Origin of the sequence: Amycolatopsis deserti (genome assembly GCF_014653945.1) — a bacterium.
In the GTDB taxonomy this organism is placed as follows: Bacteria; Actinomycetota; Actinomycetes; order Mycobacteriales; family Pseudonocardiaceae; genus Amycolatopsis_E; species Amycolatopsis_E deserti.
Window position 1 is genome coordinate 138076 of the sequence record NZ_BNAU01000001.1, and the last position, 22346, is coordinate 160421.

The following is a 22346-nucleotide window of genomic DNA, read 5'->3' on the forward strand; positions in this document are numbered from 1 at the left end:
CCCGAGGTGCGGCGGCACTGACTCTCCTCGAATCGTGTCCTGGCGATTCGGTTCGATGGCGCACGGCGTCCGGACGAGCCCAAATCCAGCGGGATCGCCCGGCACCGAGTCGCCGAGGAGCGGCCCTCAGACGTCGACGGTCGGGCGGTTGATGGTCTTGCCCTTGCGCTCGGCCACGGCGAAGGCGTCGTGCCGCTCGATGTTCGGCAGGACATCGCCCAGAGCCGTCACGCCGGGCACGTCGGCGAAGTCGTCGCCGAGCTGCTCGGTCATGTAGGCGGCGAAATTCGTGTCCATGTACATCCGCTCGCCGGTGATCTTCTTCTTCTCGGCGTCGAACGACATGATGACGCTGTAGGTACCGGTGACCCGGCGGCCGTCGGCGAGGTTGAACGAGACGCAGGCCTCGCGGATCAGGGTGTTGGCGGCGATGGCGTGCACCCGCATCTCGGCGGCGACGTCGCGGGACACGACCCTCCGCATGATCCGGCGGTAGGTTTCCCGGACCGCGTCGGCCCCACGGATCGCGAAACCCAGGGTGGGGAGCTCGTACTGCGGTTCATCGACCAGCGTGGCCATGGTGCGCTCGACGTCCTCCTCCAGCTCGGCGATCTCGTGCTCGAGCAGGATCTCCTCCATCTCCTTCTTGCTCAGCTCACCCATTGTCGTACCTCCAAGAAGTTTGACGGCGTTGTCAATAGAACAATCTATCTAGAGCGTAGAGGTGTAGCGGCCGTCACGTCAACGCCTTCGGCACGTCTGTGCTGACCACGGAGCAGGCCCTGGGCGCTGTGCGTCATCGGCGTGCGCAGGTCGTCCGAGGTGCGCATCGCCGGTCACGTGCGACGGGCCGGCCGCTACGCGAGCGGGGCTGCTCGCGGCGGTCAGGTGCCGGCGGACGGGCTGTCGGCGTCGAGCAGGTTGCGTTCCACGCGCCGCAGCAAGCGCAGCAGGTCCGTTTGCTGACGGTCGGACAGCCCGGCGGTCGTGACGGCGTCCAGCGTGGTCCACATCCGTTCGATGGCCGGGCGCAGCTCCCGGCCTGCCGGTGTGAGCGAGACGATCACCGACCGCCGATCGGTCGTCGACGAGCCGCGGACGACGAAGCCGTTGCGCTCCAGTGCCTGCACGGTCCGGCTCACGGTGGACAGGTCGAGGTCGAGCGCCCGGGCGAGGTCGGTCTGCGATCGGTGGTCGTTCTCCCACAGCCGCATCAGCAGCAGCTCCTGCCCCGGATAGAGGCCGCACTCCCGGAGGAGCCGCCCGGCCACCGCCAGATGTGCACGGGCAACGGCCGCGATGCCGCGGCTGATTTCGCCTTGTTCGACCACGCGCAACTCCCGATTCCCGCGTTACTTGGCACGACAACCGTACCGGTCGGAGTCGGTGGTTCGTCACACCCGCTCGTAAACTTGGTATGACAAGCAATATACTTGCCATGCCAAGCAACTTCGAGGAGGCGTGTGATGGCGGAAAACAGCGAGCCAGTCCTGGTGATCGGCGGCACCGGCCGGCAAGGCGGTGCCGTGGCGCGGGAGCTGCTGCGGCGGGGGCGCACCGTGCGCGCACTGGTGCGCGATGCGGAGGCTCCCGCGGCACGGGAACTGGCCGCCGCGGGTGCGTGGCTGGTCCGCGGGGATCTGGACGATCCGGAGTCGCTGGAAGCGGCCATGCGCGGGGTGCGGGGCGTGTTCAGCGTGCAGACGTTCGAGGGACCCGGTGGTGTCGCGGCAGAGGAGCGGCAGGGCAAGGCGGTGGCCGACGCCGCGGCGCGAGCGCAGGTGGCGCACCTGGTGTACAGCTCGGTGGGGGGAGCGGAGCGGGACAGCGGAGTGCCGCATTTCAACAGCAAGTGGCAGGTTGAGCAACACATCGAGGCGCTCGGCCTGCCGGTGACGGTGTTGCGGCCGGCCATGTTCTACGACGGCTTCCACCACGTCGGACCTCGTCTCGTGGACGGCGAGCTCGTGCTGGGCCTGTGGCTGCGGCCCGAGGTTCCGCTGCAGTTGATCGCCACCGCCGACATCGGGGTGTTCGCCGCAGACGCCTTCGACGACCCCGCGCACTGGATCGGGCGTCGGATCGAGCTCGCCGGGGACGAACTCACCGGGCCGCAGATGGCCGAGGTCTTCGCCAGGGTGACCGGTATCCCCGCCCGGTACGAGCAGCAGCCGATCGAGCAGTTGCAGGCGATCAGCGCGGAGATGGCCGCGATGTTCGGCTGGTTCGACCGCGAGGGCTACCGCGCCGATCTGCCGGCGCTGCGCCGCCTCCATCCCGCCCTCACCAGCCTGGAATCCTGGCTCCGCACCAGCGGCTGGCGGCCGGGCGCCCGCTGACCTCCGACGGCGGCGCCGCGGGCCCCTATGGCGCTGTGCACGATCGACGTGGTTGCGGGGTTTCATGCCGCCGGCGTTGCTGGCCCCGCAGTTCGCCACGCTCGAACCCCTGGCGGGGGAGGAGCGCGGGTTCGCCGTCGAGAACGAGGACGCTCACGCGCGCGGTGCGCGCTTGACCGTGACGGAGCTGATCCGGGTTTGCAGGCCCTCGGGCACCGGCCATTCGGCGGGGTCGCCGCTGGGGCAGGTGTCGTGGGCGCGCGCTGCTTCGAGGATCGCCTCGGCGTCTCCGGCCGTCAGCCCGGCGAAGCGGACGCGGGTCTTGCCCGGTCCGTCGACGGCGACCACCCCGTCGCGGGGGCAGCCGCCGAGGCACTGGACACTTCGGACGGTGATTCCATCCGCGCCGGGGTGTGTGGCGAGGGCGGCGAGCAGTGCGTGGCCGAACTGGCCGGTGCGGTGGGTGTCGTAGCGGGGGCAGGTGCGGCAGACGAGCAGGGGCATGGTGTTCCTCGGGGTGCGGTAGCGGCCGCCCGGCGGGGTGCCGGGCGGCCGCGGGGTGATCACCGCTGGTCGGGGGTTTCCTTGTGGAACTTGCCGTCCTTCATGATGTAGTGCAGTTTGTCGTGGTCCTGCAGGACGGTGATGTCGGCGAGCGGGTCCCCGTCGACGAGGAGCAGGTCGGCCAGGTAGCCGGGCTGGACCTTGCCGAGCTCGTGCGGGCGCAGCATGATCTCCCCGCCGAGCGCGGTGGCGGCCAGGATCGCCTCCATCGGCGTGTATTCGAAGCGCTCGACGAAGTGCTGCAGGTCGCGGGCGTAGGTGCCGTGCGGCGTCCAGGCGAAGCCGTAGTCGCCACCGGGCAGGACCCGGATGCCCCGCTTGTGCATCTCGATCATCGCGGCGGTGGCCATCTCCAGTTCGCGCTTGTAGCCCGCGGCTTCGGCGGCTTCCTGCGGGTAGCCGAAGTCGGCCGCCTCGTACAGGGTGGCCACCAGCCAGTTCACCCCGGGTGCGACGAAGATCCAGTCCTTGGCGGACTCCAGCAGGTCCATGCCTTCTTCGTCGGTGAAGCTGGCGTGGTAGACGATGTCGACCCCGTGCCGCACGCACATCTTCACGCTCTCCGCACTGCGGGCGTGGGCACAGACCCGCTTGCCGCGCCGGTGCGCTTCGGTGACGGCTGCGGCGACCTCTTCGTCGGACATGTAGGTGTCCTCGGCGCGCTGGGTGCCGGTGATCTCCTCGCCGGTCATGGACAGCTTGATCTGGTCGACGCCGATCTCGATGAGTTTGCGCACGGTCTTGCGCATCTCCTCGGGGCCGTCGGCGAACCAGGTGATGCCCTTGACGAGCTCGCCGCCGGTGACCGCGATTTCCGGTCCGTTGGCCAGGTAGCGGGGGCCGGGGATGCGGCCGGCGTTGATGGCGTCGCGGCACACGACGTCGAGCCGGTCCTTGGCGGAGGCGGCGCCCAGGCACATGGTGTAGCCGGAGTCGATGTAGGAGCGGGCGGACTCGATCGCGAACAGCAGGTGCTCCTCGACCGGCAGGGCCGCCAGTCCGTCGAGGTCCCCGCTGTTGTTCCAGGTGAAGTGGGTGTGCGCGTCGCACAGCCCGGACATGAGGGTGCGGCCGCGGCCCTCGATCACGCGGGCGCCGTCCGCGGCGCCCGGCGCGGTCGCGCCGACCGAGACGATGCGGTCGTGGTCGACCAGGACGTCGCCCCGGTAGGGTTCGGCGCCGGTCGAGTCCAGAATGGACACGTCGCGGAACAGGGTCTTGTTCGCCGGGATGGACATGGGCTCTCCTCGCCGTTGAGGGTTGGTGTCAGAGGAACTTGAGCAGCAGCTCGGTGGTTTCGCGTGCGGCTTCCAGCGGCGTCCAGTGGCCTACGCCGGGCAGGACGTCGAGTGTGGCGTTCCCGTGCGCCGCGGCCAGCGCCTCGCTGACCGACGGGGGACCGACCTTGTCGTCGGCGCCGGTGACCAGCAGCAGAGGCAGCTGAGCGGGCACCGGTCCCGGGTCCTCCGCCGCGGCCAGCGCCTCGCAGTTGCGGGCGTAGCCTTCCGGGTCCTGGCGCATGACCAGCTCGCGCACGAACGCGGCGACCTCGGGCTTGTCGCGGCGGGTCGCCTCGGACAGGGCGTTCGCGACGACACCGGGCGCCACGGCCGCGGTGCCCTGGGCGCGCAGGAGGGCGGCCCGATCGCGCTGGGCCTGCCGTCCGGCTTCGGCGGGTTCGGCGACCGCGCCGAGCAGCGCCAGCGTGGACACCTTCGCGGGGTAACGCCTGGCGAAGTCGCGCGCCACCAAGGTGCCCATCGAATGGCCCACAACCGCGGCCGTGTCGACGCCGAGCGTGCCAAGGACGGCGGCGAGGTCGTCGGCGTGCGTGGTGATGCTGATGCCCTCCCGCAGGCCGGAGCGACCGGCGCCGGCCGAGTCGACGCGGATCACCCGGAAGCGTTCGGCCAGGGAGTCGGCCTGAACCTGGTAGAGGTTGGACGTGCCGCCCAGGCCGTGCACCATCAGCACTGCGGGGCCGTCACCGTGGACCTCCACGGCGAGGTCCGCACCGTTGACGTTCATGTTGGTCTCCTTCACACGATCCGGTTGCGCAGCACACCGAGGCCGGTGATGGCGACCTCGACGACGTCGCCGTGGGACAGGAACTTCGGTGGCTCGAAGCCGATGCCGACCCCGGCCGGGGTGCCGGTGGCGATGATGTCGCCGGGCAGCAGCGTGATTCCCGCCGACAGGGTGGCGATCAGGTCCGGGATGTCGAAGATCAGGTCCTTGACCAGCGCCAGCTGGCGGTTCTCGCCGTTGACCGTGGTCTCCAGCTCCAGTGCGGTCACGTCCGGCACCTCATCGGCGCTGACCGCGTAGGGGCCCATCGGGCAGTGCGTGTCCAGCGACTTGCCCAGCAGCCACTGCTTGTGGTCGCGCTGCAGGTCCCGCGCGGTCACGTCGTTGACGATGGTGTAACCCCACACGTGCTCGAAGGCCCGCTCCCGGCTGATGCCGCGGCCGCCCCGGCCGATGATGACCCCGAGCTCACCCTCGTAGTCCAGTTCGGAGGTGACCCCGGGATGCGACTGGACGTCGTCGTAGGGGCCGGTCACTGACGTGGTGGCCTTGGAGAACACGATGGGTTTGTCCGGCAGCGCCTCGGAGCGGCCCGGCGTGTCGTACCCGCTGCGGCCGAACTCCGCGACGTGTTCGCGGTAGTTCTTCCCGACGCAGAACACGTTGCGGCGGGGCACCGGAATCGGCGCGCGCAGCCGCACCGAGTCCAGCGGCACCCCGGGCAGCTCGGGGATGCGCTCGGTCAGGGCGGGGCCGAGCGCATCCCAGTTCTCGACGACTTCGAGCACCCCGGCCCCGTCGGGCAACACCGCGCTGACATCGCGGACCAGTCCGGCCCCGGGGTCGGCGACCCCGACCCGGTCCGCCGCTTCCGCGGTGAACGTCACCAGTTTCATGTGTGACCAATCTGAACCAATAGCAGACCAATTCTTGCTGCGACAGACCCTACGTGCTCGCAACCGTGCTGTCGAGGGTGTACAAATTGGTCTCAATTGGTCAGACGATGGTAGCCTTGGGTCATGAGGACGGTGGAGCAGTCCCTGCGTGCGCTGGTCGCGGAAGGCGCCCGCGACGGCACGCTCGGCCCCGGCGCGAAACTGCCAACCGAGCGGGATCTGGTGGCGCGGCTGTCGGCCCCGCGCAGCGCGATCCGGCGCGCGCTGGACGCGCTCGAACGCGACGGGCTGGTGATCCGGGAGGTCGGGCGCGGCACCTTCCTCACCGAGGCCGTCCGCGCGGAGGCCGACGCGCCGGCGGACACCAGCCCAGCCGAGATCATGCAGGTCCGGCAGTTGCTGGAACCGCAGGTCGCCATGCTCGCCGCCCGGGTGGCCACCCAGGCCGACCTCGCCCGCATCGGTGAGGCCCTGGACGCCGGTGGCGCGGCGGAAGACTTCGAGGGTTTCGAACGCTCCGACGCGCTCCTGCACCGCTCCATCGCCGTGGCCGCCCACAACGGCCTGCTGATGACGATGTTCGACGTGATGAACACCGCCCGGTCACTGCCGGTGTGGGGAAGCCTCAAGCGCCGCACCTCGACGCCCGAACTGCGTCGCTGTTACCACCGGGAACACAGCGACATCGTGGAAGCCTTGCGTGACCGCGATCCCGGCGGGGCCGGGGAGGCGATGCGCGCCCACCTCCAGCACGTCAGCGACACCCTCCTCGGCCGCGGGTGAGCGCCGCCTCGTTCCGGCGTTCACCCGCGGCCGAGGAGGTCACTCCTCGATGACGAGTCCCTTGGCTTCGAGGACGCCGGCGAGGCTGCTGACCTCGATGACGCTGCGGCCCGACCGGTACGCGGCGATGTAGGCGGCTTCCGCCTCTTCGCGCTTGCGGGCCCGCTCGATCGCGTACGCCAGGTCCTCGCGGCGCACCACGACTAAGCCGTCGGCGTCACCGCGGATCACGTCGCCGGGGCGGACCAGTTCGCCGCCGATCTGGATCGGCTCCGCCATGGGGCCGACGGTCTCCTTGACCGTGCCTTTGATGGACACGCTGTAGGAGAAGACCGGGAACCCCAGCTTGCGCAGCTCGGCCGTGTCCCGCACGCCGGTGTCGGTCACCAGTCCGGCGAGGCCCTTGGCCTGGCAGGCGTTGGCCAGCACGTCCCCGAAGGAACCGGCCTCGGCGTACTCACCCGCCGACACCACGACGACGTCACCCGGTTGTGCGTGGGCGATCGCCACCTGGAGCATCAGGTTGTCGCGCGGCGCGCAGCGAACGGTGAACGCCGGGCCGCACAACGACATGCCCGGGTCGACCGGTTTGAGGGCCGAGCTCAGCGCGCCGAGCCGCCCCTGAGCTTCGTGGATCGTGGCAGTCGAGAAGCGGGCCAGCTCCTCGACGAGCGCCCGGTCCGGCCGGTCGAACTTCGTGTTGACGCGCAAGGGAAATCCTTTCAGGACAGGCGGGCGCAGGCGCGGGCGATGGCCTCGCACGCCTCGTCCAGGACGGCGGTGGAGGTGGCGAAGGACACCCGGAAGTAGCCGGGTGTTCCGTAGGCGGCGCCGTGGATCACCGCCACCCGCTCGGACTCCAGTAGGTAGCGGGAGAACTCCTCGTCGGTGCGCAGCGCGTCCCCGGCGGGAGTGTGCTTGCCGAGCAGCCCGCCGCAGTTGACGAAGAGGTAGAACCCGCCGCTGGGTGCGGTGACCGACAGCCCGGGAACGTCGGCCAGCAGCTTGGCGACCCGGTCCCGGCGGCCGCGGTAGGTGGCGACCGCCGTGGCCACGAAGTCCTGCGGACCGGTCAGCGCCGCGACCGCCGCCGCCTGGCTGACCGAGGAGGGGCAGGACGACATCTGGGACTGCAGCTTGTTGATCGCGCCCACCAGCTCACGCGGGCCGGCGCCGTAGCCGATGCGCCACCCGGTCATCGCGTAGGTCTTCGACACGCCGTTGGTGAGGAACACCCGGTCCCGCAGCCGCGGTTCCACGGCCGCGAGCGTGGGCACGTTCTCCGGCTCGTACCAGATTTCATCGTAGATCTCGTCGGTGAGCACGTGCACCTGCGGGTGAGCGAGCAGCACGCCGGCCAGCCCGCGTAACTCCTCCGCCGAGTAGGCGGCGCCGGTCGGGTTGCCGGGGGAATTGAGCACCAACCAGCGCGTCCGCGGCGTGATCGCCGCCTCCAGCCGCGCGGGGGTGAGCTTGAACACGTCGTACTCGGGGCAGTCGACGATGACCGGTGTCCCGTCGTTGGCCAGCACCATGTCCGGGTAGGACACCCAGTACGGCGCGGGGATGACCACTTCGTCGCCGTGGTCGACCGTGGCCATCAGCGCGAGGAAGATGACCTGCTTGGCGCCACCGCCGACGGTGATCTCCTCGTCCGGGTAGTGCAGGCCGTGGCGGTGGCCGAGCTTGGCCCGGATCGCCGCACGCAGTTCGGGCGTGCCGTTGACGGGCGTGTACTTGGTCTCGCCCCGTTCGACGGCGGCGATCGCGGCGGCCTTGACGTGGTCCGGTGTGTCGAAGTCCGGTTCGCCGACGGTCAGGTCGAGGATCCGCTGCCCCTGGGCCGTCAGTTCACGTACCCGTTGCGCCGCCGCCGAGCTGGGCGAGGGCTTGATCCGGGCTACTCGTGCGGCCGTGGTCATGTCAGTCCGCCCGCCTCTCGAAGTTCAGCCCGCCGGGCACCTGGAAGGTCGGCAGGATCTCGATGTGGCCGACGTTGACGTGGCGCGGCGAGGTGATGGCGAACTCGATCGCGTCGGCGATGTCCTCCGGTTTCAGCGACTCGTACCCGTCGTAGTACTCCCGCTGGGCGCGGTCCATGTCGCCGAGCAGACGCCCGAAGATCTCGGTCTCGACCCGGCCCGGGCAGATCTCGGTGACGCGGACGCGCCGGCCGAAGGCGTCGACGCGGAGCTGGCGGGACAGCGTGTGCACGGCGGACTTCGTGGCGTGGTAGATGGTGTTGCCGCGGAAGTTGTAGACCCCGGCGATCGAGCTGATGTTGACGATGTGCCCGAGGTCCCGCTCGACCATGCCGGGCATGACCAGCCGCACGAGGTGCAGGACGGCCTGGATGTTCACGGCGACCTGCTCGTCGACGGCGAACTCGTCGGCGGTGAGGATGTTCCCGGTGCGGGAGACACCGGCGTTGTTGACCAGGACGTCGATCTCGAGACCGTCGACGAGCTCGGTCAGGGCCGCGGTGGAGGTGACGTCGACGGCGTGCGGTACGCACCCGGTGCGCCGGGCCAGCTCGTCGAGCCGTTCGGCGTTGCGGGCGACAGCGTGGACCCGCAGGCCCTGTTTGGCCAGTCGTTCCACGACCTCGGCGCCGATGCCGGTCGAGGCGCCGGTGACCAGGGCGGTCTTGTAGTCGGAAAACGGCATTTTTCCAGTGCTCCTTGGTGGGGTTGGGTCAGGCGTCGCGCAGGGGCTCGTGGGCCCGGTCGCGCACCCGGGACACCGCGATGAGCGTGCCCAGCGCGGTGAGGACGGCGTAGTAGGCGGGAATGTGGACGTCGCCGGTCTGTCCGATGAGGAACGTCATCAGCAGTGGCGCGGTGCCGCCGAAGACGGCGGAGGAGATGTTGTAGCCCAGCCCGTAGGCGGAGTAGCGCACCCGGGTGGGGAACAGCTCGACGAGCAGGATGTGTATGACGCCGGTGTGCCCGGCGAAGATGACCGCCATGATGCTGGCGCCCAGGATCGCGAGTGCGACGTTGCCGGTGCCGATGAGCAGGTAGCAGGGGACACCCGCGAGGGCCATCGCGATGGCGGCGCCGGCGATGACCTTCTTGCGGCCGACCTTGTCCGAGAGGGCTCCCATGAACGGGATCGCCACGGAGATCGCCACGAGGCTCACCGCGGTCACCAGGAGGCCTTCGACCTTGCCGAAGTGCAGCTCCTTGCTCATGAAGGTGGGCATGTAGGTGAACAGGACGTAGTAGCCGGAGCCGTTCATGAGCGGGATGAACAGGGCCAGCAGCATCGCGCGCCGGTGCCGGGGCGAGGAAAACGCCTCCTTCAGCGGGTTGCGTGCCAGGCCGCCTTCCTCCTGGAGCCGCGTGAAGTTGGGGGTGTCGGAGATGCGGCGGCGGATGTAGAGGCCGGTGATACCCAGCGGGATGGCGAGCAGGAACGGGATCCGCCAGCCGAAGGACTGCATCCGGTCGGCCCCGAGGCCGCTGGTCATCGCGGCGGCGATCAGTGTGCCGGTCAGCAGCGACAGGAACGACGCGATCTGAGCGTAGCTGGTGTAGAGGCCGCGTTTGCCCGGTGGGGCGTGCTCGGCGAGGAACGTCATGGCTCCCGCGGCTTCACCGCCGACCGAGAACCCCTGCAGGACCCGCAGCAGGATCAGCAGGATCGGCGCCGCGATCCCGATCGCCGCGTAGGTGGGCAGGAGGCCGATGGCGGCGGTGGCGACGCTGATCAGCATGATGACGAACACGAGCATCCGCTGACGGCCGATCCGGTCGCCGAGGTGGCCGCAGATGATCCCGCCGAGCGGGCGGAAGAAGAACGAGATCGCGTAGCCGACGAAGACCAGCATCACGGCGTTGGCCGAGTCCGGGAAGAACACCGCGGCGAGCGTGCCCGCCATGAACCCGAAGATGCCGTTGTCGTAGAGCTCGGCGAAGATGCCGACACAGCCGGCCAGGGTGACCTTGCGGGCGGTCCTGGGATCGACCACGTTCGACTGGGATGACGCCACGGTACTCATGGTGGACTCCTTCATCGGCGGGTAAGGACGGGGAGGTCGAGGGACTGCAGCACCGCGGCGGCGCGGTGCCGGACCGAACGGATGACGGCGCGTTCGGTCCGGTGGGCGGCGACCGCCTCGGCGACCGTGCGGTGGCGGAAGCGGATGGTGTGCCCGGGTCTGGCCTGTCCGAGCGGGGAGAGACTGGTCGAGGTGACCACGGCGAGCACCGGATAACCGGCGGTGACGCCCCGGCCGCGGTGCAGGACCAGGAGTTGATCGCCGGCGGGGACTTCCACGGCGCCGACGGGCACACCGCGGGAGAGAACCTCACCCGAGGCGACCCGCTGGGGCACCGGGCCGCTCATCCGCAGTCCGATGTGGTTGCTCGACGGTGTCACGACGTAGGCGGAGGACAGCAGGCGCCCGGCCGAGTCGCCGAACTCGGCGATGTCGGGGCCGTCGGTCACATCGATCGTCCAGCTCTCGCCGAACCGGGGCCGGGGCGGCCGGATGCGGAACAGCGGGTGCCGGAACTCCGGGTGCCCGATCGGCGGGCACTGCGCCCCGAGCGCGAGGTCGTCCCCGGGCCGCAGGAAGCGGCCGAATCCCAGGATGGTGTCGGGCGCGCAGCTGCCGAGCAGGGACTCGGCGTGGACGGAGCCGTAGACCGCCAGGTACACGCGCAGGCCCAGCCGGATCCCCCGGACGGCCAATGTCTGGCCGCCGCGGACTGCGAGCGGCTCCCATTGGGGCTGCGGGATCCCGTCGACCGTGAGGTCGGCGGGGGCCCCGGTGACGGCGACGAGCACGTCGGTGGACGGTGTGCAGCTGAAGTCGAGGGCGGTGATCTCGATGAGCGGATCGGTGTCGTCGTTGCCGCACAGGGCGTTGGCGACACGTGCGGAGTACTGGTCGAGCGCGCCGTTGACGGGCAGGCCGTAGCGCGAGCGGCCGGGCCGGCCGAGGTCCTGGACGGTGGCGTGGCCGCTCTGCCGGACGGTCAGGGTGTCAGCCATGGCCGGCCGCCAGGGCAGAGCCGGCGTAGTCGTCCCACTGGCCGGGCTCGATCGGCACGAACCGGAACTCGTCCCCCGGCTGGTAGGGGGTGAGCTGTTCGGATCCCAGGTCGAGGATCCGCAGCGGGGTCCGGCCCAGCAGCGGCCAGCCGCCGGGGGAGCGCAGCGGGCAGATCACGGCCTGCCGCCCGGCGACGGCGATCGATCCGGGCGGGACGCTGGTGCGTGGCGAGGCCAGGCGGGGCACCGGGCGGGGGAACGGCGGGCCGTCCATCATGGGAGCGCCGACGGGGGCGCCCAGGCACCGCACGGTCAGGACGGCGCCGGAGTGGATCTCCACGACCTCCCGCTCGGTGATGCCCAGCTGCCGCGCTACCTCGGGCAGATCCGGCCCGTGCTCGCCGCCGTACACGACCGGCACGACGAACCGCTTCGGCGCGGGGCGGCGGCCCGAACCGGGCTGTGCGCCCGCCGCCCGCCGGACCATCCGCCGCACGGCTTCGTGATCGGTGAGGCCGGGGTCGAACTCCACGAGAAGCGAGTCGTAGGTCGGCACGACCCCGTGGACACCGGCCAGGCCGGCGTCTTCGATCGCGTCGGCGAGGCTGTGCACGACCCGCCACCGGTGCTCGGCGTCCCCGTCCAGGGCCTTCACCACGATCGCGGAGTCGCCGCAGTCGGCGATCAGGGCGCCCTCAGCCATGACACCACCCCGCGCCGGTCCGGGAAGCCAGGACCTCGGTCAGCGCCGCGATGACCACGCCGGCGCGGGTCAGCTCGTCCCGGATCCGGTGGGCCAGTGAAATCGCGCCGGCGGTGTCGCCGTGCACGAGCACGGTGTCGCACTCGACGGGCAGATCGGTGTCGTCGACGGTCCGGATCACCCCTTCGGTCACCATGCGCACGGTGCGCCGGGCGATCTCGTCCGGGTCGTGGATCACCGCGCCCGGTGCGGCGCGCGGAACCAGGGTGCCGTCCGCGCGGTAAGCGCGGTCGGCGATACCCACGATCGCGACGGCCAGGCCGCGGGTGCGGGCGGCGACGGCGAGCTCACCCTGCTGCGCCAGCACGATCAGCGAGGGATCCACGGTGGCCACGGCGTCGGCGACCGCGGCGGCGTAGTCGCTCCGGGTCGCGACGAGGTTGCCGAGCCGGCCGTGCGGCGCGACGTGGCGCACGCGGGTTCCGTGGGCGGTGGCGAAGGCCTGCAACGCGCCGATCTGGTACAGCACGTCGGTCCGCACCTCGTCGGGTGTCAGGTCCATCGCGCGGCGGCCGAACCCCACCAGATCGGGGAAGCTCGGGTGCGCGCCCACGGCGACGCCGCGGCGAACGCACGACGAGACGGTCGCGTCCATGATCCGCGGGTCGCCGGCGTGGAAACCGCAGGCGACGTTTGCCGACGTCAGGAGGTCCAGCAGGGCCTTGTCGTCGCCCATCCGGTAGGCGCCGAACCCTTCGCCGAGATCGGCGACGAGATCCACCATCCGGGTCATTCTCACCCTCCGGAAAAAGTGCGCGGAAACGTGCTCGGAAAACTGATTCAATCTGCTCGAAACATCCTGTCCGAGCCCCGGGAATCCGGTGTTTCGCTGACTTTAAGCTCGGGGCCGCAGGCGGACAAATACGCGATCCGCGTGATGTGATCGGGATCCGTTATGGCAGCGGATCCCGGGCGGGCGGCGGCGGTGGCGTTACGATGGGTCACCATTCGACCGGGAAGGGGCACGCATGGACACCCGGCGTCTGTACTCGTTCGTCAAGATCGTCGACGCCGGCAGCATCACCCGCGCCGCCGACATCCTGCGCATCGCCCAGCCCGCGCTGAGCCAGCACGTGTCCATGCTGGAGCGGGACTTCAAGCAGCAGTTGCTGATCCGCAGCAAGCGCGGCGTCGCCCCGACCGAGGCCGGCCGGGCGCTGTACCGGCACGCGCAGCTGATCCTGCGTCAGGTCGAACAGGCTCAGGCCGCGGTCAGCGTCTCCGGCCGCGCCCCGGCCGGCAGCGTGTCGGTCGGCCTCGCCCCCTACAGCACCGGTGCGGCGCTGGCGCTGCCGCTGCTGCGGGCCGTCCGCGAGCGCTATCCGGACATCGTGCTGCACATCAACGAGAACTTCGGCGGCGTGATCAGCGAGGCGATCATGACCGGGCGCATGGACATGGCCTTCATCTACGACGCCGGACCGATCCGGGGCGTGCAGTTCGAACCGATGCGCACCGAGGAGCTGTTCCTGGTCGCGGGGCCGGGCTGCGCGGGGCTGGTGCCGGGCGGTGACGAGGTCGCGGTCGGCGACCTGGCCGAGGTCGGCCTGCTGCTGCCCAGCCGCATCCACACCATCCGGCGCGTGGTGGAGGCGGCCTTCGCCCGGGCGGAGGTGGAGCCGCGGGTGGTCGGCGAGATCGAGTCGGTGCTCACGCTGGTGAGCGCGGTCGGCGCCGACCTCGGCGCGACGGTCCTGCCGTGGTCGGCGGCGCGCGCGATCCTGGACACCGAGCACCTGGTGGTGCGCCGGATCGTCGATCCGGTGATCGAGGTGAAGCTGTCGCTGTGCACCTCCGATCACCAGCCGTTGTCGGAGGCGGCGCTGGCCGTCCACGACCTCTTCCACGAGCTGATCGCCACTTTCCGGCCATGACCCATCAGCAGATCCGATAACGTCAGCCGGAATCGCTATTTGTACCGCCGCGGAATCGCTCGATAACGTCGGGAGAACAATTTGTTTCGCGAGGAGTGCGGTATGAAACAGCGTGTCCTGAGCACCCGCGGGCACCTGCCCGGAACGGGGCTGGAGCGCCTGGCCGGGCGGGTCGAGCTCGTGCGCGGGCCGGGTGACAAGCCGGGGGCCGGCGAGCTGGCGGACCTCGCGCGCGGCGTCGACGGCATCCTGTGCCTGGGCAACGACCGGATCGACGCCGCGCTGCTGGACGCCGCCGGTCCCGGACTGAAGGTCGTGAGCCTGGCCAGCATGGGCTTCGACGCCGTCGACCAGCGTGCCGCTGCCGATCGGGGCGTCGTGGTGACCCACACCCCGGGGGTGCTCGCCGAGACCACCGCGGACCTGGCCTGGGCTCTGATCCTGATGGCCCGTCGCCGTCTGGGCTCGGCCCGCGACCGGCTGCACGCCGGCGACTGGACCGTCTTCCGCATGGACGACTTCCTCGGATTGGACGTGCACGGCGCCACCCTCGGCCTGGTCGGCTACGGCCAGATCGGCCGCGCGGTCGCCCGCCGCGCTGTCGGTTTCGGCATGCGCGTGCTGCACCTCGACCCGTTCAGCACCGCCGGCGACGAGCTGTCACAGCCGGCGGACCTGCCCACCCTGCTGGCCGAATCCGACATCGTGTCGCTGCACGTGCCGCTGACCGAGGCGACGCGCCATCTCATCGGCCCGGCCGAGCTGGGCAGCATGAAGACCACCGCGACCTTGATCAACACCTCGCGGGGTGGTGTCGTGGACGAGGCCGCGCTGCTGCACGCCCTGCGCGAGGGCGTCATCCACTCCGCCGGGCTCGACGTGTTCGAACACGAGCCGCGCGGAGCGGACGTCGCCGACCTGGTCGCGCAGTCGAAGCTGGTGGCTCTCCCGCACGTCGGATCGGCCACCGAGGCGACCCGCGCGGCGATGGTGGACCTGGCCGTCGACAACCTCCTCGACGTCCTGTCCGGCCGGCCGGCGCGCACGCCGATCCCCGGCGCCGTGGCGGTGCCGCGGTGAGCCACCCGCTGTTCGACATCCGCGGCCGCGTCGCTCTGGTCACCGGTTCCAGCCGCGGCATCGGGCGCGCGCTGGCCCAGGGGCTGGCCGAAGCCGGTTGTGCGGTCGTCCTCAATGGACGCGACCGGCACGCGCTCGAACGGACCCGCGCCGAACTGGCCGACCGCACCGGGGCCACGGTTCACGCGCAGGCGTTCGACGTCACCGACCCCGGCGCGGTCGCCGAGGCGATCCCGCGCCTGGAAGACCTCGCCGGCCCGCTGGACATCCTCGTCAACAACGCCGGAATGCAGCACCGCGCGCCGTTCACCGAGTTCCTGACCGAGGACTGGCATCGGCTGCTGGAGACCAACCTCAGCAGCGCGTTTCTCGTCGGCCGCGAGGTCGCGCGGCGGATGACCGCGCGCGGCTCGGGCAAGATCGTCAACATCTGCTCGGTGCAGAGCGAGGTGGTCCGCCCCGGCATCGCGCCCTATTCGGCCACCAAGGGCGGGCTGAAGATGCTCACCAAGGGCATGTGCGCCGACCTCGGCCCGTCCGGGATCCAGGTCAACGGGCTCGCCCCGGGCTATTTCGACACCGAGCTCACCGCGGCGCTCGTCGCGGACGAGACGTTCACCGCTTGGGTGCGCGGCCGCACCCCGGCGGGACGGTGGGGCCAGGTGGGCGACCTGGTCGGCGCGCTGATCTTCCTGTGCTCACCGGCGTCGGATTTCGTCAACGGACAGCTGCTCTACGTCGACGGCGGCATGACCTCCGTCCTGTGAAGCGAGGAGTATCCATGCTTGCGTGTGTCGTGCACGGCGCGGGGGACCTTCGGGTCGAGAACCGTGCGCTGGTGGAACCGGGCGAGGGCGAGATCGCGGTGGACGTCGCCCTGGGCGGCATCTGCGGATCGGACCTGCACTACTACCACCGTGGCGCGGTCGGCGACTTCCACGTGCGGGAACCGCTGGTGCTCGGTCACGAGGTCGTCGGGCACGTCGCGGCCCTCGGCTCCGATGTGGATGGTCCGGCGGCCGGTACCCCGGTGGCCGTCCACCCAGCCACGCCCTGTGACGACTGTCCGGAATGCACGGGGGACCACCGGAACGTCTGCGGCGACACACGGTACCTCGGCAGCGCGGCCCGCATGCCTCACGTGCATGGTGGGTTCGCGCAGCGCATCACGGTGCCGGCGGCACAGGTGCGAGCGCTGCCGCCCGGGGTCGAACTCGAGCGGGCCGTGCTCGCGGAACCGTTGTCGGTGGCGCTGCACGCGGTGCGCCGAGCCGGTGACGTCACCGGTCGGCGCGTCCTGGTCACCGGTGCCGGGCCGATCGGTTGCCTCCTGGTGGCGGCGCTGCGCCGGGCGGGTGCGGCCGAGGTCGTGGTCAGCGACCTGCTGGACGCTCCACTGGCCCTGGCGTCGAAGGTGGGCGCGACCTCGGTCGTCAGGGCGGACGATCCGGCGGGCCCGGGGGAGACGGACATCGCCATCGAGGCGTCCGGGTCTCCGGCCGGCCTGCGCACCTGTCTGGAACGGGTGCGCCGCGCCGGCCGGGTCGTCCTGCTCGGGCTGCTGCCGCCCGGTGAGGTCGGATTCCTCGGCAACGTGGTCGTCACGCGGGAACTGACGCTTGCCGGAGCGTTCCGGTTCGACCGCGAATTCGACGAGGCGCTCACCCTGCTCGCCGACGGACTGCCCGTCGATCCCGTTGTCACCCACACCTTCCCCCTAGAGCGGGCCACGGAGGCCTTCGAGGTGGCCGGCAACCGCGCGATCGCGTCCAAGGTTCTGCTCGATCTGCGCTGATCAATCACAGACGTCGTGGAACGGCTCGGGAAACCGCAGCCGCTCGACACCATCGCCATGCTCGAAGCGGTCTGGCGCCACGTACCCTGAGCAGCCCCGGGCGGCAGCGGATGGGCCCGCTGTTCAGTGCGTGGCACGGGCGGGCGCTGCCTCGGAAGGTGTCCCGTCGGCGGGATCGGCGGGCTCCGGCTGGGTGGTCGCCGGTTCGAGGGCGCGTTCTGCGGAGGCGGGGTCGTTGAGGACCTCGCGGGCGCGGGCCAGGTCCAGGTTACGGTCCCACTTGGCGATGACCAGGGTGGCCACCGCGTTGCCGTAGAAGTTCACCAGGGCCCGGCATTCGGACATGAACTTGTCGATGCCGAAGATCAGCATGATGCCGGCGGCGGGGACGGTGCCGATGGTCGACAGTGTCGCCGTGAGGGCGATGAACCCGCCGCCGGCGACGCCTGCCGCGCCCTTGGAGGTGAGCAGCATGACCGCGAGGAGTCCGAGTTGCTGGGGGAGGGTCAGTGGGGTGTTGGTGGCCTGGGCGATGTAGAGCGCGGCCAGCGACAGGTAGATCGCCGCGCCGTCGAGGTTGAAGCTGTACCCGGTCGGCACCACGAGGCCGACGGTGGAACGGTCCGCGCCGAGGAAGGTCAGTTTGCGCATCAGGCCGGGCAGTGCCGGTTCCGCGGTCGAGGTGCCCAGGACGAGGAAGAACTCTTCCCGCAGGTAGCGGAACAGCCGGAAGATGCTCAACCCGACGTAGGCGCGCAGCAGACCGCCGAGCACGACGACCACGAACAGGATCGAGGTGACGTAGAACAGCAGGATCAGCGACACGAGACTGGACAGTGTGGACAGTCCGAACGCGCCGACCGCATAGGCCATGGCGCCGAAGGCACCGAGCGGGGCGGCCTTCATCACGAAGCTCAGCACCTTGAATACGACTTCGGTGATCCGCTTCACGCCCGTGACGATCGGGTCACCGAGCGGGCCGATCGCCTTGATCGCGATGCCGAACAGCACGGCCAGGAAGATGATCTGCAGGATGTCGCCTTCGGTGAAGGCGCCGAAGAAGCTGTCCGGCACCAGGTGGGTGAAGAACTCCCACCAGTGCTGGGTTTCGCCGGTTTCGATGTAGCGCTCGGCGTTGCCGGTGGGGTGCAGGGCGGACGGGTCGGCGTCGACGCCGTCGCCGAGCCGCACGATGTTGATCGCGACCAGCCCGAAGACCAGCGCGACGATCGTGCCGACCTGGAAGTAGGTCAGCGCTTTCAGCCCGGTGAGGCCGACCTTCTTCAGATCCGCCACGCCGGCGATGCCACCGATGATGGTGAGGAACACGATGGGGCCGATGAGCATCTTCATCGCGGCGATGAAGGTGGTGCCGATGGGCTGCATCGCCTCGCCCAGGCCGGGCGCGCGCCAGCCGAGGACGATGCCGATGACGATGGCGATCAGGACCTGCACGTAGAGCTGCCGGTACCAGGGCTTGCGGCGGCGCGGCGGGGCCGCGGGGGTGTGCGTCATTGCATCCTCCTGCGCATCAGTGTGGGGAGTCAGCCGAACACGTGCCGGGCGATGCGTTCGCCCAGGCGTTCCAGCAGCGGGACGGCCTCGGTCATGCACCGGCCGGGGTCCGGTTCGAGGTCGGTGAGGGTGAACGCGCCGGCGAACCCGGCGGCGGTGACTTCGGCGGGGGTGAGCCGGCTGCGCCCGGCCACGACGTAGGCGGGCACCCCCGCCTGCCGAGCGGCGGTTGCGACGCCCAGCGGTGCTTTGCCGCGCAGGCTCTGCCTGTCCAGCGATCCCTCGCCGGTGATCACGAGATCGGTCCGGAGCAGCCGCGCGGGCAAGCCGGTCAGGCGCAGGACGAGTTCGATTCCGGGCACGCGGCGAGCTCCCAGGGTGAACAGGGCGAAACCCGCACCACCGGCGGCACCCGCGCCCGGCGCGAATGCCGCGGCGGTCCCGGTGGCCGCTTCCAGGACCGGCGCCCAGGCGCTCAGCGCCCGCTCCAGGGTGGCGACTGTCGCCTCGTCGGCGCCCTTCTGGGGGCCGAACACGGCTGCCGCGCCGTCGGGCCCGAGCAGGGCGTTGTCGACGTCGCAGGCCACCACCAGCTCGGCGTTGCGAAGCCCTCGGTGCAGACCGGTCAGGTCGACCGCCGCCACCGCGGGCAGGGCGGAGGTGCGGCCGGTCAGTTCGCGTCCCGCCGCGTCGAGCAACCGGGCGCCGAGCGCGGCGAGGAGCCCGGTTCCGCCGTCGGTCGTCGCGCTGCCGCCGAGTCCGACGACCACCTGCCGGTGGCCCGCGTCGAGAGCCGCCGCGATCAGCTCGCCGGTGCCGAACGTGGAGGCGGCGAGCGCCGTCGTGGGATCGGGTGCGGCCGGCAGTCCCGACGCCTGCGCCAGTTCGACCACCGCGACCCCGCCGCGGTGCGCGTAGCGAGCGGCGACCGGCCGGCCGAGGGGACCGGTGACGGTGAGCCCGACCGGGGTGAAACCGGCGGCGACCGCGGCGTCGACGGTGCCCTCGCCGCCATCGGCGACGGGGTGTTCGTGCACCAGCGGCCGCGCGGCGTGCCGGCGCAGCCCGCGAGCGAGCGCGGCCGTGGCCTGCGCCGCCCCCAGCGACCCCTTGAACGAATCGAGGGCCACGACGACCTCGCCCATCCCGTCCTCCTCGACTCGCTGATCAACCGCGCACCACCTTGACCCTTGGCAGGCCGGCGCGTCCAAGAGAACCTTGCTACCCGACTGATAGGCTCAGCCGATGGCAAGGCCCTGAGCTGGGAGGTTGGGATGGACGCCCGGCAGCTGGAGTACTTCCTGGCGATCGTCGACCACGACGGGTTCGGCCGCGCCGCGCAGGCCCTGCACATCGCGCAGCCCTCGCTGTCCCAGGCCATCGCCGGTCTCGAGCGCGAGGTGGGCGTCAAGCTGTTCCACCGCGTCGGGCGGCGGGTGGTGCTCAGCGACGCCGGCCGCGAGCTGATCGGACCGGCCCGGCAGGTGCTGCGTGACCTGCGCACGGCGAAGGCGACCCTGGAGTCGATGAAGGGTGTCCAGCGCGGCCGCGTCGAGCTGGTCACGATGCCCTCGCCCGGCATCGAGCCGTTGAGCACCCTGACCCGCGTGTTCACCGAGCGGCACCCGGGGATCACCGTGGAGGCGGGCGCGGCCTTCACCGTCGACGAGGTCGTGCAGCAGGTTCGCCAGGGCGCCTGCGAACTCGGCCTCGTCGGGGCGCCCGGTGTGTTGCGCCCGCCGGGCCTGGAGGTCCTGCCGTTGCAGGAGCAGGACTTCGTGCTCGTCGGCGCCGGCATCCCGGCAGGTGATCCGGTGCCGGTCGACGCGCTGGCCGGGGTGGACCTGATCGCCTCACCGCCCGGCAGCCTCATGCGCCAGGTCGTCGACGACATCCGCGCGGCGCACCCGGACGCGCGGATCGTCGCGGAGGTCGCCCACCGCGCGTCGATCCTGCCGCTCGTGCTCGCCGGCGCCGGAGTGGCGGTGCTGCCCTCAGCCTGGGCCACGCTCGCCCGCCGCGCCGGGGCCCGGGTCGCGCGCCTGGACCACCCGGCCCGCCTGCACGTCGCCCTGCTGAGCCGGTCCGCCCCGCTGACCCCGGCCGCGCAAACCTTCCGGGCGCTGGCTCACCGGCTCGTCGAGCAGGCCGGATAGGTCGGGCCTATGAATCGAATCGGCAGCGCGTCTTGGACGCCCAGCCGGTCCCGGGGCTTCACTCGGGGTTGTCAGCGCAGCCGACCCGCCAGGGAGCCCTCGATGTCAGCAACCAGCACCTTCACGATCGCCGCGGTCCCGGCGGACGGCGTGGGCGCCGAAGTCGTCGCCGCCGGGCGCGCCGTCCTCGACGCGCTGGCTGAGAACTCCGGGGGCGCGTTCGCGTTCGACTGGACTGAGTTCCCCTGGGGGTGCGGCTACTACGAGCGCACCGGCCGCATGATGGACGAGGACGGCCTGGAGGTGCTGCGCGACTTCGACGCCATCTACTTCGGCGCGGTCGGCTGGCCGTCGGTGCCCGACCACGTCAGCCTGTGGGGCCTGCGGCTGCGGATCTGCCAGAACTTCGACCAGTGGGCCAACGTCCGGCCCGTGCACTTCCACCCGGGCATCACCTCGCCGCTGCGCAAGGCCGACCACACGCCGCTGGACTGGGTCGTGGTGCGGGAGAACAGCGAAGGCGAGTACGCCGGGCTCGGCGGTCGTAACCTCGCCGGGCGCGGCCCCGGCAACGAGGTCGCGCTGCAGACCGCGCTGTTCACCGAGAAGGGCTGCGAGCGGATCATGCGGTTCGCCTTCGACCTCGCCCGCGGCCGCGACCGCAAGAAGGTGTCGTCGGTGACCAAGAGCAACGCCCAGCAGTACGGAATGGTGCTGTGGGACGAGACCTTCGCCCGCGTCGCCCGCGACTACCCGGACGTGGAAACCGAGAGCGTGCTGGTCGACGCCATGTCGGCGAAGTTCGTGCTCAAGCCCGAAGACCTCTCGGTGGTCGTGGCGTCCAACCTCAACGCCGACATCCTCTCCGACCTCGGCTCGGCGCTTGCCGGCAGCCTCGGCCTCGCGGCCAGCGCGAACCTCAACCCCGAGCGCCGGTTCCCGTCGATGTTCGAGCCGGTGCACGGGTCCGCCCCCGACATCGCCGGACAGGGCCTGGCCAACCCCATCGGCGCCATCGGCAGCGCCGCGCTGATGCTGGACCACTTCGGACTGTCCACAGAGGCGGCCCGCGTGCGCGCGGCGATCGAGGCCACCACCGCCGCCGGGATCCTCACGCCCGACGTCGGCGGCACTGCCAAGACCGGCGACGTGGTCGCCGCGGTGATCGACAACCTCGGCAACTGATCGACGCGGGAGGCCTCGGCCGCGTCACCCCCGGTGACGTGGGAGCCTCCGGTCGTCGTGCTGCCGGCGTTTCGGTGATCCTCCGGTTGAGCCCCCGGGCGCGGCGAGGTCACCGCGCGCCAGGACGGTCATCCCGGGCGCCTCTCGGCGGATAACCGCGCCCGACCAGTCGGCCTTGTCGGGTTGGCGCTGGTAGATCGTCATCGTGGCCGTCCCGGGCCGGCAACCGCTTCGATGGACAGCTGCTCGTACCCGACCTCGGTGAGCCGCGACAGGGCGCGTCGAGGATGGCCAGGTCGCGGCTCGTGTCAAAGTGTCGGCCGCCGGACAGTGCCCCGCTCGTTCCACCAGTCGACCCGAGGCGGCG

The 22346-nt window shown here is 70.9% G+C and carries 23 protein-coding genes; 8 read left to right on the top strand and 15 right to left on the bottom strand.

The window, feature by feature from the left end; genetic code table 11:
* Positions 1-126: 126 nt before the first annotated feature.
* Together IE290_RS00640 and IE290_RS00645 are read right to left on the bottom strand one after the other, a co-directional pair.
* The gene (locus IE290_RS00640; protein WP_191242514.1) at positions 127-663 is read right to left on the bottom strand and encodes a limonene-1,2-epoxide hydrolase family protein; all 537 of its coding nucleotides are present in this window, start codon (positions 661-663) and stop codon (positions 127-129) included.
* 221 nt (positions 664-884) lie between these two features.
* On the bottom strand, positions 885-1331 hold the full coding sequence (locus tag IE290_RS00645) for a MarR family winged helix-turn-helix transcriptional regulator (protein WP_229874314.1): 447 nt from the start codon (positions 1329-1331) through the stop codon (positions 885-887).
* 135 nt (positions 1332-1466) lie between these two features.
* Here IE290_RS00645 and IE290_RS00650 point away from each other — a divergent pair, with 135 nt between their 5' ends.
* The gene (locus IE290_RS00650; protein WP_191242516.1) at positions 1467-2339 is read left to right on the top strand and encodes an NmrA/HSCARG family protein; all 873 of its coding nucleotides are present in this window, start codon (positions 1467-1469) and stop codon (positions 2337-2339) included.
* A 153-nt stretch (positions 2340-2492) separates the two neighbouring features.
* On the opposite strand, the gene IE290_RS00655 is transcribed toward IE290_RS00650, so the two are convergent.
* From IE290_RS00655 to IE290_RS00670, 4 genes are read right to left on the bottom strand one after another with little or no spacing between them, the layout of a single operon-like run.
* Positions 2493-2906, bottom strand: coding sequence for a DUF1636 family protein (locus IE290_RS00655; RefSeq protein ID WP_191242517.1), 414 nt, complete (start codon positions 2904-2906; stop codon positions 2493-2495).
* On the bottom strand, positions 2903-4141 hold the full coding sequence (locus IE290_RS00660) for a metal-dependent hydrolase family protein (RefSeq protein WP_191242518.1): 1239 nt from the start codon (positions 4139-4141) through the stop codon (positions 2903-2905). The genes IE290_RS00655 and IE290_RS00660 overlap by 4 nt, the downstream gene beginning before the upstream one ends.
* Before the next feature lie 28 nt (positions 4142-4169).
* A complete protein-coding gene (locus IE290_RS00665; RefSeq protein WP_191242519.1) occupies positions 4170-4931 on the bottom strand; it encodes an alpha/beta fold hydrolase in 762 nt (253 codons plus the stop codon).
* 11 nt (positions 4932-4942) lie between these two features.
* Positions 4943-5827, bottom strand: coding sequence for a fumarylacetoacetate hydrolase family protein (locus IE290_RS00670; RefSeq protein WP_191242520.1), 885 nt, complete (start codon positions 5825-5827; stop codon positions 4943-4945).
* Between the two features lie 123 nt (positions 5828-5950).
* Between IE290_RS00670 and IE290_RS00675 the strand changes: the two genes are divergently transcribed.
* The gene (locus IE290_RS00675) at positions 5951-6610 is read left to right on the top strand and encodes a FadR/GntR family transcriptional regulator (RefSeq protein WP_191242521.1); all 660 of its coding nucleotides are present in this window, start codon (positions 5951-5953) and stop codon (positions 6608-6610) included.
* A gap of 39 nt (positions 6611-6649) precedes the next feature.
* Here IE290_RS00675 and IE290_RS00680 read toward each other — a convergent pair whose 3' ends face one another.
* Genes IE290_RS00680 through IE290_RS00710 form a run of 7 tightly spaced genes read right to left on the bottom strand, consistent with a single transcriptional unit; the run spans position 6650 to position 13098 of the window.
* Positions 6650-7321, bottom strand: coding sequence for a 4-carboxy-4-hydroxy-2-oxoadipate aldolase/oxaloacetate decarboxylase (locus IE290_RS00680; protein WP_191242522.1), 672 nt, complete (start codon positions 7319-7321; stop codon positions 6650-6652).
* 11 nt (positions 7322-7332) lie between these two features.
* Positions 7333-8532, bottom strand: a complete 1200-nt coding sequence (locus tag IE290_RS00685) for an aspartate transaminase (protein WP_191242523.1) — start codon at positions 8530-8532, stop codon at positions 7333-7335.
* A gap of 1 nt (position 8533) precedes the next feature.
* Positions 8534-9277, bottom strand: coding sequence for an SDR family oxidoreductase (locus tag IE290_RS00690; RefSeq protein ID WP_191242524.1), 744 nt, complete (start codon positions 9275-9277; stop codon positions 8534-8536).
* A gap of 28 nt (positions 9278-9305) precedes the next feature.
* Complete coding sequence (locus IE290_RS00695; RefSeq protein ID WP_191242525.1) at positions 9306-10613, bottom strand: MFS transporter; 1308 nt, start codon at positions 10611-10613, stop codon at positions 9306-9308.
* Between the two features lie 11 nt (positions 10614-10624).
* The gene (locus tag IE290_RS00700; protein WP_191242526.1) at positions 10625-11611 is read right to left on the bottom strand and encodes a 5-oxoprolinase subunit C family protein; all 987 of its coding nucleotides are present in this window, start codon (positions 11609-11611) and stop codon (positions 10625-10627) included.
* The gene (locus IE290_RS00705) at positions 11604-12314 is read right to left on the bottom strand and encodes a 5-oxoprolinase subunit B family protein (RefSeq protein ID WP_191242527.1); all 711 of its coding nucleotides are present in this window, start codon (positions 12312-12314) and stop codon (positions 11604-11606) included. Before IE290_RS00705 ends, IE290_RS00700 begins: the two co-directional genes overlap by 8 nt.
* Positions 12307-13098 (bottom strand): LamB/YcsF family protein, encoded by a 792-nt coding sequence (locus IE290_RS00710; protein WP_308431316.1) that lies wholly within the window; start codon positions 13096-13098, stop codon positions 12307-12309. Before IE290_RS00710 ends, IE290_RS00705 begins: the two co-directional genes overlap by 8 nt.
* 244 nt (positions 13099-13342) lie before the next feature.
* Here IE290_RS00710 and nac point away from each other — a divergent pair, with 244 nt between their 5' ends.
* The 4 genes from nac (at position 13343) to IE290_RS00730 (ending at position 17123) form a co-directional block, all read left to right on the top strand.
* On the top strand, positions 13343-14248 hold the full coding sequence (gene nac, locus IE290_RS00715; RefSeq protein ID WP_191242529.1) for a nitrogen assimilation transcriptional regulator NAC: 906 nt from the start codon (positions 13343-13345) through the stop codon (positions 14246-14248).
* 102 nt (positions 14249-14350) lie between these two features.
* Positions 14351-15328 carry a 2-hydroxyacid dehydrogenase gene (locus IE290_RS00720; protein WP_191242530.1) on the top strand — a complete coding sequence of 326 codons (978 nt, stop codon included), beginning with the start codon at positions 14351-14353 and terminating at the stop codon, positions 15326-15328.
* Positions 15325-16095 carry an SDR family oxidoreductase gene (locus IE290_RS00725; RefSeq protein WP_191242531.1) on the top strand — a complete coding sequence of 257 codons (771 nt, stop codon included), beginning with the start codon at positions 15325-15327 and terminating at the stop codon, positions 16093-16095. The genes IE290_RS00720 and IE290_RS00725 overlap by 4 nt, the downstream gene beginning before the upstream one ends.
* A gap of 14 nt (positions 16096-16109) precedes the next feature.
* Entirely contained in the window at positions 16110-17123 is a 1014-nt protein-coding gene (locus IE290_RS00730; protein ID WP_191242532.1) for an L-idonate 5-dehydrogenase, read from the top strand.
* A 123-nt stretch (positions 17124-17246) separates the two neighbouring features.
* On the opposite strand, the gene dctA is transcribed toward IE290_RS00730, so the two are convergent.
* The gene (dctA, locus tag IE290_RS00735; protein ID WP_191242533.1) at positions 17247-18638 is read right to left on the bottom strand and encodes a C4-dicarboxylate transporter DctA; all 1392 of its coding nucleotides are present in this window, start codon (positions 18636-18638) and stop codon (positions 17247-17249) included.
* 29 nt (positions 18639-18667) lie between these two features.
* Complete coding sequence (locus tag IE290_RS00740; RefSeq protein WP_191242534.1) at positions 18668-19783, bottom strand: glycerate kinase family protein; 1116 nt, start codon at positions 19781-19783, stop codon at positions 18668-18670.
* Positions 19784-19912: 129 nt separating this feature from the next.
* Between IE290_RS00740 and IE290_RS00745 the strand changes: the two genes are divergently transcribed.
* Both IE290_RS00745 and IE290_RS00750 read left to right on the top strand, forming a co-directional pair.
* Positions 19913-20794 (top strand): LysR family transcriptional regulator, encoded by an 882-nt coding sequence (locus IE290_RS00745; protein ID WP_191242535.1) that lies wholly within the window; start codon positions 19913-19915, stop codon positions 20792-20794.
* Between the two features lie 102 nt (positions 20795-20896).
* The gene (locus IE290_RS00750; RefSeq protein ID WP_191242536.1) at positions 20897-21979 is read left to right on the top strand and encodes a tartrate dehydrogenase; all 1083 of its coding nucleotides are present in this window, start codon (positions 20897-20899) and stop codon (positions 21977-21979) included.
* The last annotated feature ends 367 nt before the right edge of the window (positions 21980-22346 follow it).